This window comes from Actinoplanes sp. 13 (assembly GCF_056134165.1).
In genome coordinates, this window is sequence record NZ_JBVYOQ010000009.1 from 1 (window position 1) to 15,993 (window position 15,993).

General features: G+C 71.9%; 16 protein-coding genes. 5 read left to right on the plus strand and 11 right to left on the minus strand.

Annotation, left to right across the window (positions count from 1 at the left end; translation table 11 throughout):
* Positions 1–123: 123 nt before the first annotated feature.
* The 4 genes from AC0NH5_RS19555 to AC0NH5_RS19570 all read right to left on the minus strand — a co-directional run bounded on the left by AC0NH5_RS19555 (position 124) and on the right by AC0NH5_RS19570 (position 2,038).
* Positions 124–867: a TIGR03089 family protein gene (locus tag AC0NH5_RS19555; protein ID WP_474405715.1), complete on the minus strand. Its 744-nt coding sequence runs from the start codon at positions 865–867 to the stop codon at positions 124–126.
* A gap of 140 nt (positions 868–1,007) precedes the next feature.
* Positions 1,008–1,289, minus strand: a complete 282-nt coding sequence (locus AC0NH5_RS19560) for a peptidoglycan-binding protein (protein WP_474405718.1) — start codon at positions 1,287–1,289, stop codon at positions 1,008–1,010.
* 114 nt (positions 1,290–1,403) lie between these two features.
* Complete coding sequence (locus AC0NH5_RS19565) at positions 1,404–1,769, minus strand: DUF732 domain-containing protein (RefSeq protein ID WP_474405721.1); 366 nt, start codon at positions 1,767–1,769, stop codon at positions 1,404–1,406.
* A gap of 95 nt (positions 1,770–1,864) precedes the next feature.
* Entirely contained in the window at positions 1,865–2,038 is a 174-nt protein-coding gene (locus AC0NH5_RS19570; RefSeq protein WP_474405724.1) for a hypothetical protein, read from the minus strand.
* Between the two features lie 133 nt (positions 2,039–2,171).
* On the opposite strand from AC0NH5_RS19570, the gene AC0NH5_RS19575 reads away from it, so the two are divergent.
* Positions 2,172–3,017 (plus strand): S1C family serine protease, encoded by an 846-nt coding sequence (locus AC0NH5_RS19575; RefSeq protein WP_474405726.1) that lies wholly within the window; start codon positions 2,172–2,174, stop codon positions 3,015–3,017.
* A 162-nt stretch (positions 3,018–3,179) separates the two neighbouring features.
* Here the strand turns inward: AC0NH5_RS19575 and AC0NH5_RS19580 are convergent, their stop codons facing one another.
* The gene (locus AC0NH5_RS19580; RefSeq protein ID WP_474405728.1) at positions 3,180–6,659 is read right to left on the minus strand and encodes an ATP-binding cassette domain-containing protein; all 3,480 of its coding nucleotides are present in this window, start codon (positions 6,657–6,659) and stop codon (positions 3,180–3,182) included.
* Between the two features lie 312 nt (positions 6,660–6,971).
* On the opposite strand from AC0NH5_RS19580, the gene AC0NH5_RS19585 reads away from it, so the two are divergent.
* The gene (locus tag AC0NH5_RS19585) at positions 6,972–7,097 is read left to right on the plus strand and encodes a hypothetical protein (protein ID WP_474405731.1); all 126 of its coding nucleotides are present in this window, start codon (positions 6,972–6,974) and stop codon (positions 7,095–7,097) included.
* Entirely contained in the window at positions 7,094–7,729 is a 636-nt protein-coding gene (locus AC0NH5_RS19590; RefSeq protein WP_474405732.1) for a DsbA family oxidoreductase, read from the plus strand. The genes AC0NH5_RS19585 and AC0NH5_RS19590 overlap by 4 nt, the downstream gene beginning before the upstream one ends.
* A 156-nt stretch (positions 7,730–7,885) precedes the next feature.
* On the opposite strand, the gene paaE is transcribed toward AC0NH5_RS19590, so the two are convergent.
* The 6 genes from paaE to paaN all read right to left on the minus strand — a co-directional run bounded on the left by paaE (position 7,886) and on the right by paaN (position 13,315).
* Positions 7,886–8,932 carry a 1,2-phenylacetyl-CoA epoxidase subunit PaaE gene (gene paaE / locus AC0NH5_RS19595; RefSeq protein WP_474405734.1) on the minus strand — a complete coding sequence of 349 codons (1,047 nt, stop codon included), beginning with the start codon at positions 8,930–8,932 and terminating at the stop codon, positions 7,886–7,888.
* A gap of 1 nt (position 8,933) precedes the next feature.
* Positions 8,934–9,437, minus strand: a complete 504-nt coding sequence (paaD, locus tag AC0NH5_RS19600; RefSeq protein WP_474405736.1) for a 1,2-phenylacetyl-CoA epoxidase subunit PaaD — start codon at positions 9,435–9,437, stop codon at positions 8,934–8,936.
* On the minus strand, positions 9,434–10,378 hold the full coding sequence (paaC, locus tag AC0NH5_RS19605) for a 1,2-phenylacetyl-CoA epoxidase subunit PaaC (RefSeq protein ID WP_474405738.1): 945 nt from the start codon (positions 10,376–10,378) through the stop codon (positions 9,434–9,436). Before paaC ends, paaD begins: the two co-directional genes overlap by 4 nt.
* A gap of 11 nt (positions 10,379–10,389) precedes the next feature.
* Positions 10,390–10,686 carry a 1,2-phenylacetyl-CoA epoxidase subunit PaaB gene (paaB, locus tag AC0NH5_RS19610; RefSeq protein WP_474405740.1) on the minus strand — a complete coding sequence of 99 codons (297 nt, stop codon included), beginning with the start codon at positions 10,684–10,686 and terminating at the stop codon, positions 10,390–10,392.
* A complete protein-coding gene (gene paaA / locus AC0NH5_RS19615) occupies positions 10,683–11,546 on the minus strand; it encodes a 1,2-phenylacetyl-CoA epoxidase subunit PaaA (RefSeq protein ID WP_474406189.1) in 864 nt (287 codons plus the stop codon). The genes paaB and paaA overlap by 4 nt, the downstream gene beginning before the upstream one ends.
* Positions 11,547–11,626: 80 nt before the next feature.
* Positions 11,627–13,315, minus strand: a complete 1,689-nt coding sequence (gene paaN / locus AC0NH5_RS19620) for a phenylacetic acid degradation protein PaaN (protein WP_474405742.1) — start codon at positions 13,313–13,315, stop codon at positions 11,627–11,629.
* A gap of 108 nt (positions 13,316–13,423) precedes the next feature.
* Here paaN and AC0NH5_RS19625 point away from each other — a divergent pair, with 108 nt between their 5' ends.
* Positions 13,424–14,023: a TetR/AcrR family transcriptional regulator gene (locus tag AC0NH5_RS19625; RefSeq protein WP_474405744.1), complete on the plus strand. Its 600-nt coding sequence runs from the start codon at positions 13,424–13,426 to the stop codon at positions 14,021–14,023.
* Between the two features lie 63 nt (positions 14,024–14,086).
* Positions 14,087–15,982: a LysM peptidoglycan-binding domain-containing protein gene (locus tag AC0NH5_RS19630; RefSeq protein WP_474405747.1), complete on the plus strand. Its 1,896-nt coding sequence runs from the start codon at positions 14,087–14,089 to the stop codon at positions 15,980–15,982.
* Positions 15,983–15,993 lie beyond the last annotated feature (11 nt).

The window sequence follows — 15,993 nt, forward strand, 5'->3', positions numbered from 1 at the left end:
CGGACCAGCACACCCAAGATCTCTACCAGGTGACACATGTATCGGGACTTCAACACTGACAGATGTCATGGGACTGACTAGACCTGTTCCTGCGGCGAATCGTCCAAGATTGCGAGGGGGCGCTCAGAGCATCACGCGGGTGACGCCTTCCGCGGCCACCCGGTCGTCGAGCCAGGATCGGTCCAGGTTCGCGCAGAGGACGACTGACGCACCCGCTGTCAGGGGCGCCATCAGCCAGAAGAGGGGATCCTCCTGGGCCGCGGTGTCGAACAGCACCCGGTCACCCGCGGAAATCCCCCGCACCCGGGCCAGGTCCGCCGCCACCGCGCCGTACTCGCCGAACGTCGTGCCATCGACGGTCGCCTTCGAGCCCGCCTCGACGATCCCGGCCGGTGGCGGCGCGCCGAGGTGCGGGCGGACGGCGTCCCGGAAATCGCGATAGCCGGCCGGCGCATCGACCACGGGCGCACCCGTGGGGGTCGTCACCGGAGTCGTCGCGGCCGAACAGGGTCCCGTCAGACTCAGCACGAACTGGTGCCGGGCAGCGGGTAGGTCCTCCAGCCAGCTGCCGACCCGTCGCCGCTCCACGAACGTCGCGTCCAGCTCCGGCCCGTCGTCCGGTCCGAGCCCGGCCGTGGCCCACCCCCGGAACGACACCTCGATACCGGCCGCCCACGCCCCGAGCAGCACCGCCGCCGTCTGCCAGTGCGGCGGCAGCAGCACACCGGCGCGGCTGCCCCGGCTCAGACCGCATTCACCGGTCAGCAACGCGGCCGTCGCGGCGACCCAGGCGCCCAAGGCGGTGGAGGTGAGCCCGGCCCGTTCGCCGGTGGCGTCGTCGTAGAAAGTGATCAGTTCCGTCCCCATCGGGAGCCACCATAACGGCGCCCCGGCCACCCCGGTATCACCTTCCGGAGCGACGGTCACGCCGCCGCAAGCGACGGTCACGCCGCTCAGAACGACGGTCACGCCGCTCAGAACGACGGTCACGCCGCTCAGAACGACGGTCACGCCGCTCGGAGCCACCGCGTCTCGCGCGCGTCAGCCGCGTACCGGGAAAGCAGATGCACCGTCCGTGGCCCCGCCTCACCGTCGGCCGGCAATCCGGTCCGGGCCTGGAAGTACCGCACCGCCTCGCCCAGCTCCTCCTCGCCCGGCCCGACGCGGACGCCCAACTCGGCGAACAGCTCCCGCACCACGGCCGGTTCCGCCGGCGGCGCCGCCTCCGGCCACCCGATCAGGCCGCCGACGGCGGATCCGACCACGCTGAGCATTTCCCGTGCCGACATGGCAACCTCCCGCTGTTAGCTGATGGATTCAGCTTCCGCGAACGGGCCTGTGCCGGACATCTGCCTGACGGCTCTACTTGCTGTGCGCGCTGCGACTTTCGGCCGATGCCCCGATCACCCCGGGCAGAGATGCGTCCGGGCCAGCCGCACCAACTCACGCGCTTCGGCACTGCTCACCCCGTAGCCCGCCACTTCAGTGACAGCCGTGCCGCGCCGCTGCCCGGAGATCAGCTCCGCACAGGCCGCGTCCCCGATCTCGGTGATCTCTTCCGGTCGCCGATCGACCGCCACCTCCGGCAGCCGGCCGCGCACCGCCGCCGCGAACTCGGCCGGGGACCGCGGCCCCTGCATCGTGGCCACCGGGCTCGGCTCGGCCTGGCTGCTCACCGGGGCCGTCATCGGAACCGGGCTGCCGGCGGCCACCCCGGCCGGGCCGTCCGGCGCAGGCTCACCGCCGATCACGCTGGGTGATGCGGGCATAGCTACGCCGTCTTTCCACTGTGGTACGCCCGGAGCAGTCCCGCAGCCGGCGAGGACCGACACAGCCGCCGCGGCAACGAGCAGACCCGCCCGCTTCATCGAGCGTCACCCGCAAGTTCCTGCTCGTCGTCGGGGAGCGGCGCCGTCCGCGCGGCCGACACGCGGAGGGCGTCGACGGGCTCGGTGATCGTGGGACCGAAGGGGCGGCGTTCGACCGGGGTTCGGGACCGGCCGCCGCCGTTGCGCATAGTGATGTCGGTGGGGGACACCCGGCAGACCCTAGACGGCGGCGCGCGCCGTTCGCGGTGCCGCGCCGCAGTCACCCGGACGGTGGACCGCGGGCACAGCGAAGTCACAGACGGCTCACCGCTGCGGAACAACCTGCCCGCGCACTGTTGCCGCATGACCGATCTGATGACACGCCCCGCCGACGCCCCTCCCCCGCCGACCCGGATCCCGCCCGTCATGGTGCAACCGCCGCGAGATCCCCGCTGGCGGCGGCGTGCGGCCGGCGGTGCCGCGGTGCTGGTGCTGATCGCCGGCGGCGGCAGTGCCGGGGCCTTCCTCACCGAGCAGTACCTGCAGTCCCGCCCGGCCGTCGCCACCACCGGCATGGGCGCCACGATCACCGAGGGTGCCGACCTCGCGCCGGTCGTGACACGGGTGCAGCCCAGCATCGTCACTGTCCTGGTCGACGGAGCCGGGTCGTCGTCGCTCGGCTCCGGTGTGGTGCTCGACGCGGACGGGCTGATCCTCACCAACAACCACGTGATCGCCGGTGCCGGGCGCAGCGCGGTGAGTGTCCGCCTGGCGACCGGGCAGACCGTCCCCGCCGAGGTGGTCGCCGCCGACGCCGGTCACGACCTGGCGCTCGTCCAGGCCCGTGGGTTGTCCGGCCTGACCCCGGCCACGTTCGCCACCGACGACAGCGTCGCGGTCGGTGACACGGTGCTGGCCTTCGGCGCGCCGCTCGGTCTGGAGGGGACCGTCACCTCGGGCATCGTCTCCGCCCTGGACCGCAGCCTCGACACCGGCGACGAGCAGCTCACCGGCCTGCTGCAGACCGACGCCCCGATCAATCAGGGCAACTCGGGCGGCGCGCTGGTCGACATGTCCGGCCGGGTGGTCGGCATCAACGTGGCCATCGCGACGGCCGGCGACAGCTCCGGCAGCGTGGGCCTCGGCTTCGCCATCCCCGCCGGCACCGTCACCAGCGTCGTGAGCCGGCTCCAGTCCCAGATCAGCTGACCCGCAGCACCCACCCGACGGAGAGCGGGCCCGCCGGCAAGGCGGGCCCACCGCGAGTGGCGGGCCTACAGCGAGAGCCGAGCCCACCGCAGGAGCCGAGCCCACCGCAGGAGCCGAGCCCACCGCAGGAGCCGAGCCCACCGCAGGCGGGCCCGGGCGCGACTATCCCGCCAGGTGTCCCCAGCGATCAGCCAGCTCCTCCCACGTCCCCTGATCCTCGGCCCGTCCCCCGATCAGCACGACCACCTTGTCCGCCTGAGCCAGAGCCGCCCGCTTCGACGTCGACCCCACCACGGTCACCCCGTGCGCCCGCAACGCCCGCCACAACTCCAGCTCCGTCGTCACGTCCAAGGCGGACGACACGTCGTCGGCGATCAGCAGCTCGGTCCGCGGGGCCAGTGCCCGCGCCAGGGCCAGCCGCTGCAACTGCCCACCGGACAACCGAGTCCCCTTGTGCCCGATCAGCAGGTGCAGACCACCACCGGCCGTCGACAGGTCGTGGTCCAGCTGAGCCACCGTCACCGCGTCGGCCGCGTCCACCTCGTGCCCGAGCTGGATGTTGTCCGCCACCGTCCCGGACAGCACCCGCGGCAGCTGAGCCACGTAGCCCACCTGGTTCGGCCGCAGGAACATCTCCGGCTCGCGGACCGGTTGGCCGTTCCAGCGCAGCTCACCCGTGTGGTGCACGATCCCGGCGAGGGCCCGCAGCAGCGACGACTTGCCCGAACCCACCGGCCCGACGACCAGGACCAGTTGCCCGCGGTCGACGGTGAGGTCGATCTCGCGTACCCCCTGGGCTCCGTTCTCGTGAACCGCACCGAAATTTCTCAGCTCCAGCCGCCGCAGCGACTCGCGCGGCGCAGCCGCCGGGCCCGGCGCCGTGCCGGCGGCGAGGTCCACGCCCGGCACCTCCGACGAGTACTCGGACACCCCGGCCATGGCAACCGTTCGTTTCGTCCACACCCGCGCCGACGGGAAGTGCGACACCAGCGACGCCGTGGTCCAGGCGAACCAGCGCGCCGAGCCGAGGGTGGCCACCGCGATCAGCGTGGCCGCCGCGCTGAGCTGCCCGGACAGGTACATCGCCCAGGCCAGGATCGGCAGCAGCCCGCTGGCGATCGACGGCGTGGACCGGGCCCACACCTGGATCGCGATCTCCCGTCGTTGCAGCTCGCTGCGGGCGGCGTCGAGCCCGGCCAGGTGCGCCAGGACCGGTTCGGTCGCGCCGGCCAGTTTGACCGTGCGCGCCGCCGACAGGGACGAGACCAACGCGGTCGCGAAGGCCGCGCGGGCCGCCACGGTGCGCCGGGCCGCCTGTTCCAGCCGCGGCCCGAACAGCGTCGCGGCGAGCCCGGAGAGGAGCATCGTGCCGAGGAACAGCAGCGCCGGCACCGGCGACTGCGAGGCCAGCGTCATCGCGACCACGGTGACCAGGGCGACGCAGTTGTCGATCAGGTTGTCGGCGAGCATGACCACCCGCTCGGTGTCGCCGCCCTGGGCGACCACCTCGGCCGGGGTGTGCTTGCTGACCCGGCGCGGCCCGACCTGGCCGTGCACCAGCCGCAGGCTGATCCGCAGCATCTGCCGCACCCACCACTCCGGGAACCAGGCCCCGGTGTAGTACAGCGTCGGGATCAGCAGGAGCAGCGCCGCCGCGATGCCGGCCGCCGGATAGACCGGGCTGCCGACGCCGTCCACCACGTCCGCCCAGAGCAGCGGCAGGATCGCGCCATCGAACCCGAACAGCACCAGCGGCACGAACAGCGACACCGCGCCGAGGCCGAACCGGGCGTCGTTGGTGGCCAGCGTCGCGATCTCCCGCATGGTGCGGGCCTTCGGCGGCTCCGGCAGCGGCGGCGGCTCCACCGTGGGCAGCGGGTTCGTCAGCGCGTCGGGGCCGAGTTCGAGCTGCACCGCGGTGTCCCAGTCCCGGTCGGCCAGCATGACTCCGCCATTGCTGGACTGCGCGACCGGCGCCGGCCTGCTGCTGGCCATCAGCTCGGCGAACCGCTGCGACTCGCGCAGCGGACCGGCCTCCAGCACCCGGCCGTCGGCGAGCACCACCACCTCGTCGCAGCGCTGCACCGAGGAGAGCCGGTGCGCCACGATCACACCGATGCGTCCGGAGAGGAGGCGGTCGGTGGCGCGCTGCACCCACGACTCGGTCACCGGGTCCATCCGGGCGGTGGCCTCGTCGAGGATCACCACCTGCGGGTCGCGGACCAGGATCCGGGCGAACGCCACCAGCTGTTCCTGCCCGGCGGACAGCTTGTAACCGCCTTCGCCGAGCCTGGTCTCGATGCCGTCCGGCAGCCCGGCCACCCACGCGGACAGCCCCAGCTCGTCGAGCGCGGTGGCGGCGCGGGGCAGCAGATCGGTGTCGAACAGCGCGATGTTCTCGGCGAGGGTGCCGGCCAGGATCTCGGTGCGCTGCGGGACGATCGCGGTCCACCGGCGCAGCCCTTCCACGCCGATGTCGTTGATGTCGGTCCCGCCGAGGAACACCGTGCCGCGCGGCACGTCGACGGCCCGGGTGAGGACCTTGGCCAGGGTCGACTTGCCGCTTCCGGTGCGTCCGATCAGGGCGTACGACCTACCGCGCGCGAACGTGACACTGACGTCGCGCAGGGCCGGCGGCCGGCCGCTGTCAGCTTCGCCGTACCGGAAGGTCAGGTCGCGCACGACCAGGTCACCGTCGACCGGCGGCACCCCGTCGGTCGGTTCCTGCGGCACGTTGCTGAGCATCTGCACCCGGCTCCACGCGCCGAGCGCGTTCTGCAGCTCGGGCACCATCCGGGTGACGTGCTCCAGCGTGCCGCCGAAGCCGAGACCCAGAAGCCAGACCGCGGTGAGTTGCGCGCCGTCGATCACCCCGGCGGTGAGCGCGAAGGCGCCTCCGACGACCAACAACGCGATCAGCGTACGGGTGATCGCGCCGGCGCCCATCGTGATCCGCGACGACGCCCGCCACACCCGCCGGCCCCGTGCCAGCACCTCGGCAGCGCGGACGGCGTAGAGCCTGCGGACGTACGGCGCGGCGAGGCTGGTGCGCACGTCGTCCTGCCCGTGGATCGCCTCCTCCATCACCGCGGCCAGGTCGGACCAGGCCTCCTCCTCGGCGATCCGGATCGGGCCGATCCGCTGCACCGGTTTGTTCATGGTGACGTAGAGCAGGAAGCAGACCACGATCATCGCGATCGCGGCCGGCCACCACACGAAAATCGTGGTGACCACCGACAGCGTGGCCACGGCCAGCGACTGCGCGAGCCGCACGCCGCCGTTCCGCAGTTCCGCGCCGACCTGGTAGACGTCCGAGTCGATCCGGTCGAGCAGCTCACCGACCGGCGTGCCCTCGAGCGTCGGCAGATCCTGGCCGAACGCCACCCGGTTGAGCTGACGCCGCACGCGGGCCGCCCAGTCCGCGGTCAGGCTGGCCGACACCAGGCCCAGGAAGACGTCGCTGAACACCGAGGCGCCGAGCGCCACGGCCAGCACCACGAAGAGCGGGAACGACCGGTTGACGAGCACCTGCCCGGCGACGGCCAGCGCGAGCGCCGACCCGGCGGCCCCGAGAACGATCAGGAACGCGACGAGCGCGGTGCGACTTCGGCTGGTGGCCCATAGGTCGCGAAGCAGACGCATAACAGTCCTCAGGGCGATGGGGGTTCGGGGCGGTGCCCTCATCCTGCGCGGATCGCTCAGCCCCACTCAACCGGTTTATTCCCGACATTCCGCCACGCGGCCTCATCGACTGGACCGTCGCGTTCCGCTCCGCCGCTCGCCGCCGACACTCCGTCGCCCAAGGTCGTGTGAACTTCGGGCTCAGATCGGACCCCAACTTCACACGCGGCGGGGTGCCTGTGGTTTCGGCTGGTGGTGACGGTCACGGGGGCGAGCGGCGGGGACGCTGCTACGGTTTGTTGCGTCAGCAACGATCGCGTGCGAGGAGCGGCCATGCCAGCACCGGAAGAGGCTCAGGAGCAGGACACGGCCGAGCAGCCGGAGATCGTCGCCGGACCGCAGTTGATCATCCTGGACACCGAGGACGCCCCGGTGTGCGAGAACGGAGTCTGCCTGTGAGCATCCACATCGACGTCTGGTCCGACGTGGTCTGCCCGTGGTGCTACATCGGCAAGCGCCGCCTGGAGACAGCCCTCGCCGGGTTCGAGCAGGAGGTCACCGTCAAGTGGCACAGCTTCCAGCTCGACCCGACCATCCCGCTGGGCCACCGTGAGCCCGTCCAGCAGATGCTGGCCAAGAAGATCGGCGCGCCGGTCGCCCAGGTCAAGGGCATGACGAGCCAGGTCACCCAGCTGGCCGCCGCCGAGGGCCTCACCTACGACCTCGACAACGCCGTCTCGGTCAACACCCGTGACGCGCACCGCGTCGCGCACCTCGCCGCCGAACACGGCCTCGGCGACGCCATGCACGAGCGGCTGCTCGCGGCGCACCTCTGCGAGGCCGCCGTGGTCGACGACGCCGAGACGCTGGTCCGCCTGGCCGGCGAGGTCGGCGTCCCCGAGGCCGAGGCCGCCGACGTGCTGAACGGCACGAAGTACGCCGCCGAGGTCGAGGCCGACTTCCGCCAGGCGCGGCAGATCGGCATCAGCGGCGTTCCGTTCTTCCTGATCAACGAGAAGTACGGCCTGTCCGGCGCTCAGCCGGCCACCACCTTCCTGAACGCCCTCCGCAAGGTCGACGCCGAGCAGTAAGCCCGCCCCGGCCGGGCCGCCCGGCAGCCGGCGGGCGCGACATCGGCGCCCGGCCGGAAGCGGGCGCCCGGCGACCGGAACGCCCGGCGACCGGCGCGACCGGAACGCCCGGCACTCGGCACTCGGCGCGACCGGAACATCGGGCACGTCCGGCGCTCACTGATCGAAATCGATCACGACTTTCGGTGAGGTGGCGGTCGCCTGGCACGTCAGGATGAACCCGGCCGCCAACTCGGCCGGCTCCAGCGCGAAGTTGCGCCGCATGGTCGCCTCACCGTCCACCAGCCGGGCGCGGCAGGTCCCGCAGACCCCGCCCTTGCAGGCGAACGGCAGATCAGGCCGGGACCGCTGCGCCCCGTCCAGCAGCGCCACGCCCTGCTCGACGCTGACCGTCGTCGACCGCCCGTCCATCACGACGGTGACCTCGCTGCTCGGCCCGCGCGGCCCGGCCTCTTCCCGGACCGGCTCCGGCGGTGCCTCGTGGACCCAGAACAGTTCCCGGTGGATGCGCTCCGGGTCCACCCCGGCCTCGCCCAGCACCTCGATCGCGGCGGTCACCATCCCGAACGGCCCGCACAGCCACCAGTGGTCCGCTCCGGGCACGTCGATGAGCAACGGCAGCAGGGTCCGCAGCCGCTCGGCGTCCAGGCGGCCGCTGAACAGCTCGGTCTCCCGCGGCTCCCGGGACAGCACGTGCACGATCTCGAGGCGGTCCGGGTAGCGGTCCTTCAGGTCGGCCAGTTCCTCGGCGAACATCACGGTGTCCGCCCGGCGGTTGCCGTAGAGCAGGCTCACCTGGGCCCGGGAGTCGCGCAGCAGCGACGAGGCGATGGAGAGCACCGGCGTGATGCCAGAGCCCGCGGCGATCAGAACATGCCGCCCACCGTCGGCGACCGGCGGGGTGAACGTCCCGGACGGCCGCGCCACCTCGATCACATCGCCGGGGCGCAGGTCGCGAACGATCCAGCTGGAGATCTGCCCGCCCGGCACCTCCCGCACGCCGATCCGCGGGGCGGCGCCCGCCGGGGCGCAGATCGAATAGGTCCGTCGTTCGTCACCGCGCCGCACGGTGAGCGACTGGCCGGGCCGGAATTCGTATTGCCCGGACAGTGCAGGCGGCACCGTGAACGTCACGGCGACCGCGTCGTCGCAGAGCCGGTCGACCGCCGCGACGCGCAGCGGGTGGAACTCGAGGACCGCCACCTCAGATCTCCTTCACCCGCTCGAACGGCTCCCGGCAGGCCGGGCATCGCCGCAGCTCCCGGCAGGCCGTCGCACCGAACGCCGCCAGCACCTCGGTGTCGCCGTGCCCGCAGCGGGGACAGTCCACCGGCACCGGCCGCACGGTCAGCGACAACGGCACCGGCCCGGCGGCGCGGCGTGGCACCCGGCCGGGCGGGGCGATGCCCGCCTCGGCCAGCTTGCGGCGGCCGGACTCGGCGATCCAGTCGGTGGTCCAGGCGGGCGCCAGCACGGTCCGCACCTCGACCTGCGGATAGCCGGCCCGCACCAGGGCGGTCCTGATGTCGGCCCGGATGGCGTCCATGGCCGGGCAGCCGGAGTAGGTCGGCGTGATGGTGACCGTCACCGCGTCCCCGTCCTGCCGAACCTCGCGCACCACGCCCAGCTCGGTCAGCGTGAGCATCGGCAGCTCCGGATCGACGACCGAGCCGACCACCGCTGCCGCGTCCGCCGGCACGCCGTTCACCACACACCGCCGGGGGTGGCCCGGGCCACGCTCTGCATCTCCGCGAGGATCTCGCCGAGCGCCGCGGTGTGCGAGCCGTCCCGCCCGAGTGGCGCCTCCGCGACGGTGGAACCGGCGTACGGCTCGAGCGTCGCCGCGGCCAGCACCTGCGCCAGCACCGCGTCGAACTCGCCGCGCAATGCCACCGGGTCCACCGCGATCCCCGCCTCCACCAGCCGTTTCTCAACCGGATGCACCTGGAACAGCTCCCCCGTCGCCGGGCCGAGAGCCGCCATCGCGGCCGCCATCCGTTCCCGGGACACCGGGGTGCCGTCGCCGAGCCGCACCACCCACTGAGCCGCGTAGTCACGGTGATAGGTGATCTCCTTGACCCCCTTGGCGGCGATCGCCGCCAGCATCGGGTCCCGCGACGCCGTCAGCCGGTCGAAGGCCGCCAGGCGCCAGGTCGAGAGCACCAGCAGCCGGCCCACCAGGTGCGCGAAGTCGGCGTCGGCCCGTTCGGCCAGGCACACGTTGCGGAACTCCGCCGCCTCCCGTCCGAACGCGAGGTCGTCCTCGTCGACGTGCGCACCGGCCGCGAAGGGCCTGCCGGCGGACAGCCCGGCCGCCAAGGGACCGGCGGCGGGCAGACCGTGTGAGCCGGCCTGACCGGCCCGGGTCAGCAGCAGACGGGCCTGCCCGAGCAGGTCGAGCCCGATGTTCGCCAGCGCCAGCTCGTCCTCCAGCTCCGGCGCGCGGGTGACCCACTCCTGGAGCCGGTGCGACAGGATCAGCGCGTCGTCGCCGAGCATCAGGCAGTACGCCGCCAGGTCGGCCGGATCCACGCCGTCCGGCAGCTCGGTGGCGACGCCCGCGAGCGGGTCGGCGAAGCCGGTCCCGTACGCCCAGCGGGCATCGTCGTCGTGATCGGTGAGCGCCTGATAGGCGTCGTCGAATTCCATCGTCGCGGCCCTCAGATGTGCGGAACCGAGTCGGGGATGGCGTAGTGCGTGGGGTGCCGGTAGACCTTGTCGCCGCTGGGCTCGAAGAACGCCGCCTTCTCCCCCGGATCGCTCGCCGCGACGTGGTCCGACCGCACCACCCAGATGCTCACGCCCTCGTTGCGCCGCGTGTAGAGGTCGCGGGCGTGATGAATGGCCATCTCGTGATCGGCGGCCCGCAGCGACCCGACGTGCACGTGGTTCAGGCCGCGCTTGGCCCGGACGAAGACCTCGAACAGCGGCCACTCGTGCCGGATCTCGCCGTTCATGCCGCCACCCTCGCGGACGTCTTGGCCGCGTGCGCGGCGGCCGCTTCCCGCACCCAGGCGCCGTCCTCGTCGGCCTGCCGCCGGCGGGCGAGGCGCTGCCGGTTCAGCTGCCCGTCGCCGGAGATGACCCGGCGCAGCTCGTCCCAGTCCGGCTCGCCGAAGTCGTAGTGCGAGCGCGACGCGTTCCACCGCAGCTCCGGGTCGGGCAGGGTCACGCCGAGCGCCTCGGCCTGCGGCACGCTCATGTCGACGAAGCGCTGCCGCAGCTCGTCGTTGGTGTGGCGCTTGATCTTCCAGGCCATCGACTGCGCCGTGTTCGGTGACTGCTCGTCGGGCGGGCCGAACATCATCAGCGACGGCCACCACCAGCGGTTCACCGCGTCCTGCACCATCTCCCGTTGTTCCGGGGTGCCGGACATCATGGTCATCAGCAGTTCGTAGCCCTGCCGCTGGTGGAACGACTCCTCCTTGCAGATCCGGATCATCGCCCGCGCGTACGGCCCGAAGGAGCTGCGGCAGAGCGGGACCTGGTTGCAGATGGCCGCGCCGTCGACCAGCCAGCCGATCACGCCGACGTCCGCGAACGACAGCGTCGGATAGTTGAAGATCGACGAGTATTTCTGCCGGCCCTCGATGAGCCGCCGGGTCAGGTCGCCGCGGTCGGCGCCGAGGGTCTCCGCCGCCGAGTAGAGGTAGAGGCCGTGCCCGGCCTCGTCCTGCACCTTGGCGAGCAGGATCGCCTTGCGGCGCAGCGTCGGCGCCCGGGTGATCCACTCGCCCTCCGGCTGCATCCCGATGATCTCGGAGTGCGCGTGCTGAGCGATCTGCCGGATCATCGTCTTGCGGTAGCCCTCGGGCATCCAGTCGGCCGGCTCGATCCGCTGGTCCCGCTCGATCGCCTCGTGGAAGGCCTGCTGGCCGGGCGTGGAAACTGACGTGGTCACGCTCGCTCCGTAACGGGGAGGTGGCGACGCGACTGGAGGGTGAAGAACCGGCCGGCGACGAACCACTCGTCGGTGAGCGCCGCGGTGGCCGCCGGGTTGGCCCCGGTCCCGTGCAGGTCGCTGAACGCCGCGGTCTGGTTGACGAACACCCCGCCGGTCAGGTTCTCCGAGAGGTGCACGCCCGCGTCGAGGGCCGCCTCGCGGGTGGCGTCGAGAACGGCCGGTGAGGTGGAGTGCACCAGGGCGCTCAGCGCGCCGTGTGCCCGCACCGTCTCGGTGAAGACCCGCAGGCTGTGCTCGGTCGAGTCGGTCGTGATCAGGAACGAGATCGGGCCGAACCACTCACGGGTGTAGACCTTCTCGTCGGCGGCGTCCAGCTGCGCCACCACCGGGGTCCGGATCGTCGCCGACGGCCATTGCTCGTCCGCCACCGCGGCCGAGGGGTGCACCAGGGCCGGCGACCCCGAGGCCTCGGTGAGCCGGCTCAGCACGCCGTCGTTGACGATCGCGCCGAGCGTGCCGGCGGCCCGCTTGGGGTCGCCGAGCAGCTTGCCGAGCGCTGCCGCGAGGTCGGCGCCGAATTCCGCCGGGCTGCGATGGCCGGCGTCGGTCGTGATCCCGTCGCGCGGGACCAGGATGTTCTGCGGGGTGGTGCACATCTGCCCGCTGTAGAGCGAGAGCGAGAAGGCCAGGTTGCGCAGCAGCCCCTTGTAGTCGTCGGTCGAGTCGACGATGACCGTGTTCAGGCCGGATTTCTCGGTGTAGACGACGGCCTGCCGGGCGTTGGCCTCGAGCCAGTCGCCGAACTCGCTGGAGCCGGTGAAGTCGACGATCCGCACGTCCGGGTGGGTCGCCAGGGTGGCGGCGATGCCGTCACCGGGCTCCTCCGCCGCGAGGGTGACCACGTCCGGGTTCAGCCCCGCCTCGGACAGCACCTCGCGGCAGATCCGCACGGTGATGGCCAGCGGCAGCACCGCGCCGGGGTGCGGTTTCACGATGACCGGGTTGCCGGCGACCAGGCCGGCGAACAGCCCGGGATAGCTGTTCCAGGTGGGGAAGGTGTTGCAGCCGATCACGACCGAGACGCCCCGGCCGACGACTGTCGCGTTCTTCTCCAGCTGGAGCGGGTCGCCGCCGCGCTGCGGTTTGGCCCAGGTGGACCGGCCCGGGGTCCGGGTGGTCGCGGCCAGCGCGCAGGCCACCGCCTCGAGACCGCGGTCCTGGGCGTGCGCGCCGCCGGCCTGGAACGCCATCACGAAGGCCTGACCGGTGGTGTGCTGCACCGCGTGGGCCATCTCGAAGCTCGCCGCGTTGATCCGCCGCAGGATCTCCGCGGCGACGCCGGCGCGCCCCTGCGGCCCGACGGCCCGCCAGCCCGGGGTGGCGGCCCGCGCGGCCGCGATCAGCGCGAGCGGGTCGGCCTTGGGATAGCTGACGCCCAGCTCCAACCCGTACGGCGAGCGCTCGGTGGAGACGGTGCCGGAAGCGCCGGGGACCTCGATCGGGAACTCCTTGCCGAGCAGGGCGGTGAACGCCCGCTCACCGGCCGGGGCGGCGTCCTCCCCGTACACCGATTTGCTCGGCGACTCGGGATAGGCCGACCAGTAGTCCCGGGCCGCGGTCGCCTCGATCGCACGCGTCAACAGCTCGCGATGTGTCTCGTACAGCTCAGCGGGGTTGGGCATCTCTCGCTCCGTTGCGACTGGGCCGACGCAGGCCGACGACCGGACCCCTCTATTTACCGTCCATTCGGTCGGTAAATCAACCCCGCGGGCACCGGTAAGTTGATGACCATGCAGCCACGCCGCCGTGGGCGTCCCGGCCACGACCAGGATGCCGTGCTCGCCGCCGCGGTGCGGCTGTTCAACGACCGGGGGTACGACGCGACCAGCATGTTCGACGTCGCCGAGTCGCTGGGGATCACCAAGTCGACGCTGTACCACCACGTCAGCAGCAAGGAGCAGCTCCTGGCGATGGCCGTCGACCGCGCCCTCGACGGCCTCGAGGAGGCCGTCGACAAGATCGGCCCGGAGACGACGCCCACCCGAAAACTGGAGAGCCTGATCCGGTACAGCGTCCTGGTGCTCGCCGAGCGGCTGGAGTTCGTCACGCTGCTGTTGCGGATCCGCGGCAACACCGAGGTGGAACAGCACGCCCTGCAGCGCCGCCGCAGGTTCGACCGCATCGTCACCGACCTGGTCAAACAGGCTCAGGCCGAGGGTGGTGTCCGCGCCGACATCGATCCCGCCACCGCGGCCCGCCTGATCTTCGGCATGGTCAACTCGCTGATCGAGTGGTACCGCCCGGACCGGGGCAATCCGGAGACCATCGCCGATACCGTCGCCGCTCTCGCCTTCGACGGGCTTAAGCACCATCCGCCATCTGTCGATTAGGCGTCTCCGCCGCGCACCCGCCTCCACCTACGGTGACCACACCACCACGGAGGGAGAACGAGCATGCCTCGTCTCGGTCACGGCAAGCCGATCACCGACAAGGATCTCACCGCCGCTCGCGACGACGTCGCCAGAGCCGCCGCCCAGTCCAAGATCGCCTTCGCACTCACCCCACCGGTCCGGAGCCACCACTTCGACCTGCTGTTCCCGACCCTGCAGGACGACGAGATAAATCTGCTCCCCCAGTCACCGGACACCAACGCCAAGCTCAAGGCGCTGGGCGCGACCATGGAGGACGAGGACCGTCCCGGCGAGGACAGCCCCATCCCGGCCGCCTACACCTATCTCGGCCAGTTCATCGACCACGACATCACGCTGGAGACCGGCTCCGGCGACGCGCTGAACCTGCTCGATCCGGCGATGACCCCGATGCAGCTGGCCGAGATCCGCCAGGCGTTGCGCAACCTGCGCTCGGCCACCCTGGACCTGGACAGCGTCTACGGCCTGCCGGCGCCCCGCGCGGGCGACAAACTCGTCATCGGCACCGTCGCCGACCTGGGCAACCAGCCGCCGCCGCTGGCCCGGCCGGCCGGCAAGGGCGACGACAACGACGTGCCGCGCCAGCCACCGAGCAACGACCCCGAGACCGACCGGGCGGCTCTGATCGGCGACTTCCGCAACGACGAGAACACCATCATCTCGCAGCTGCACGTCGCCTTCCTGAAGGCGCACAACGCCCTGATCGACCAGAAACTGTCGTTCAGCGCGGCCCGCCGCGAACTGCGCCGCCACTATCAGCACATCGTCGTCCACGACTTCCTCAAGCGGATCGCCGAGCCCGGCATCGTGGACGACGTCGTCAAGAACGGCAACCGCTGGTTCGACCCGTACGGCGACGCGTTCTTCATGCCGCTGGAGTTCGCGGTGGCCGCCTACCGCTTCGGCCACTCGATGGTGCGCGCCACCTACGACTTCAACATGAACTTCCCGGCGGCCACGCTGGAGGAGCTGTTCACGTTCACCGCGCTCAGCGGCCAGATGCGCGGGCTGCCCAGCCTCCCGGAGAACTGGATCATCCAGTGGGAGCGGATCGTCGGCGACGGCGGCATGAAGGCCCGCCGGATCGACACCAACCTCGCCGCCACCGGTGGCCGGGCGCTCTTCAACCTGCGCAAGGTCGACGGCACCGACGAGACACCGCGCGACGCCGGCCGCCTCGCCATCCGCAACCTGCTCCGCGGGTACCGCCTGCGGATCCCCACCGGCCAGGCCGTCGCCGACCTGCTCGACGTGCCGGCGCTCAGCAAGGACGACCTCATCGCCGCCGCCGGCAGCGCGCGGCAGGCGAAGGCCCTCCAGGACGGCGACTTCCAGTCACGCACCCCGCTCTGGTATTACGTCCTCGCCGAGGCCCGCCACGTCCACCAGGGCAAACGTCTCGGCCCGGTGGGCAGCACGATCGTCGCCGAGGTGCTGGTCGGCCTGGTGCGCCGCAGCGAGGACTCGATCCTCAAACTGCCGCACTGGCGCCCCACCCTGCCGTCGGCCAGACCCGGCACCTTCGAACTCGCCGATCTGCTGCGCCTCGCCGACGTCCTGCCCGGCCGTCAGACGCCCCGCACCTACACCGTCCGCGCCGGCGACACCCTCACCAAGATCGCCGAGGCGCAGCTCGGCGACGGCGCCCGCTGGCCGGAGATCTACCTGCTCAACCGCGCGCTCATCCGCAACCCGAACCGCATCTTCACCGGCCAGGTCTTCGTCCTCCCGCCGCGCGAGCCCACCGGCCCGACACCCCGCCTGATCGTCGTCAAACGCGGCGACACCCTCTTCACCATCGCCCGCACCCACCTCGGCCGGGGCGAGCGCTGGCCCGAGATCCACGACCTCAACCGCGACGTCATCCCCCACCCCCGCCGGATCATCCCCGGCCAGATCCTCGCGCTTCCCGCACAATAAAATCCCTCATT

Coding starts and splice junctions, on each gene's coding strand:
- AC0NH5_RS19630 (WP_474405747.1), top strand. CDS start 14,087: ATGCCTCGTCTCGGTCACGGCAAGCCGATCACCGACAAGGATCTCACC.
- AC0NH5_RS19625 (WP_474405744.1), top strand. CDS start 13,424: ATGCAGCCACGCCGCCGTGGGCGTCCCGGCCACGACCAGGATGCCGTG.
- AC0NH5_RS19580 (WP_474405728.1), bottom strand. CDS start 6,659: ATGCGTCTGCTTCGCGACCTATGGGCCACCAGCCGAAGTCGCACCGCG.
- AC0NH5_RS19565 (WP_474405721.1), bottom strand. CDS start 1,769: ATGCCCGCATCACCCAGCGTGATCGGCGGTGAGCCTGCGCCGGACGGC.
- paaN (WP_474405742.1), bottom strand. CDS start 13,315: ATGCCCAACCCCGCTGAGCTGTACGAGACACATCGCGAGCTGTTGACG.
- paaC (WP_474405738.1), bottom strand. CDS start 10,378: ATGGAATTCGACGACGCCTATCAGGCGCTCACCGATCACGACGACGAT.
- AC0NH5_RS19555 (WP_474405715.1), bottom strand. CDS start 867: ATGGGGACGGAACTGATCACTTTCTACGACGACGCCACCGGCGAACGG.
- AC0NH5_RS19560 (WP_474405718.1), bottom strand. CDS start 1,289: ATGTCGGCACGGGAAATGCTCAGCGTGGTCGGATCCGCCGTCGGCGGC.
- AC0NH5_RS19575 (WP_474405726.1), top strand. CDS start 2,172: ATGACCGATCTGATGACACGCCCCGCCGACGCCCCTCCCCCGCCGACC.
- paaA (WP_474406189.1), bottom strand. CDS start 11,546: ATGCCCGAGGGCTACCGCAAGACGATGATCCGGCAGATCGCTCAGCAC.
- AC0NH5_RS19585 (WP_474405731.1), top strand. CDS start 6,972: ATGCCAGCACCGGAAGAGGCTCAGGAGCAGGACACGGCCGAGCAGCCG.
- paaB (WP_474405740.1), bottom strand. CDS start 10,686: ATGAACGGCGAGATCCGGCACGAGTGGCCGCTGTTCGAGGTCTTCGTC.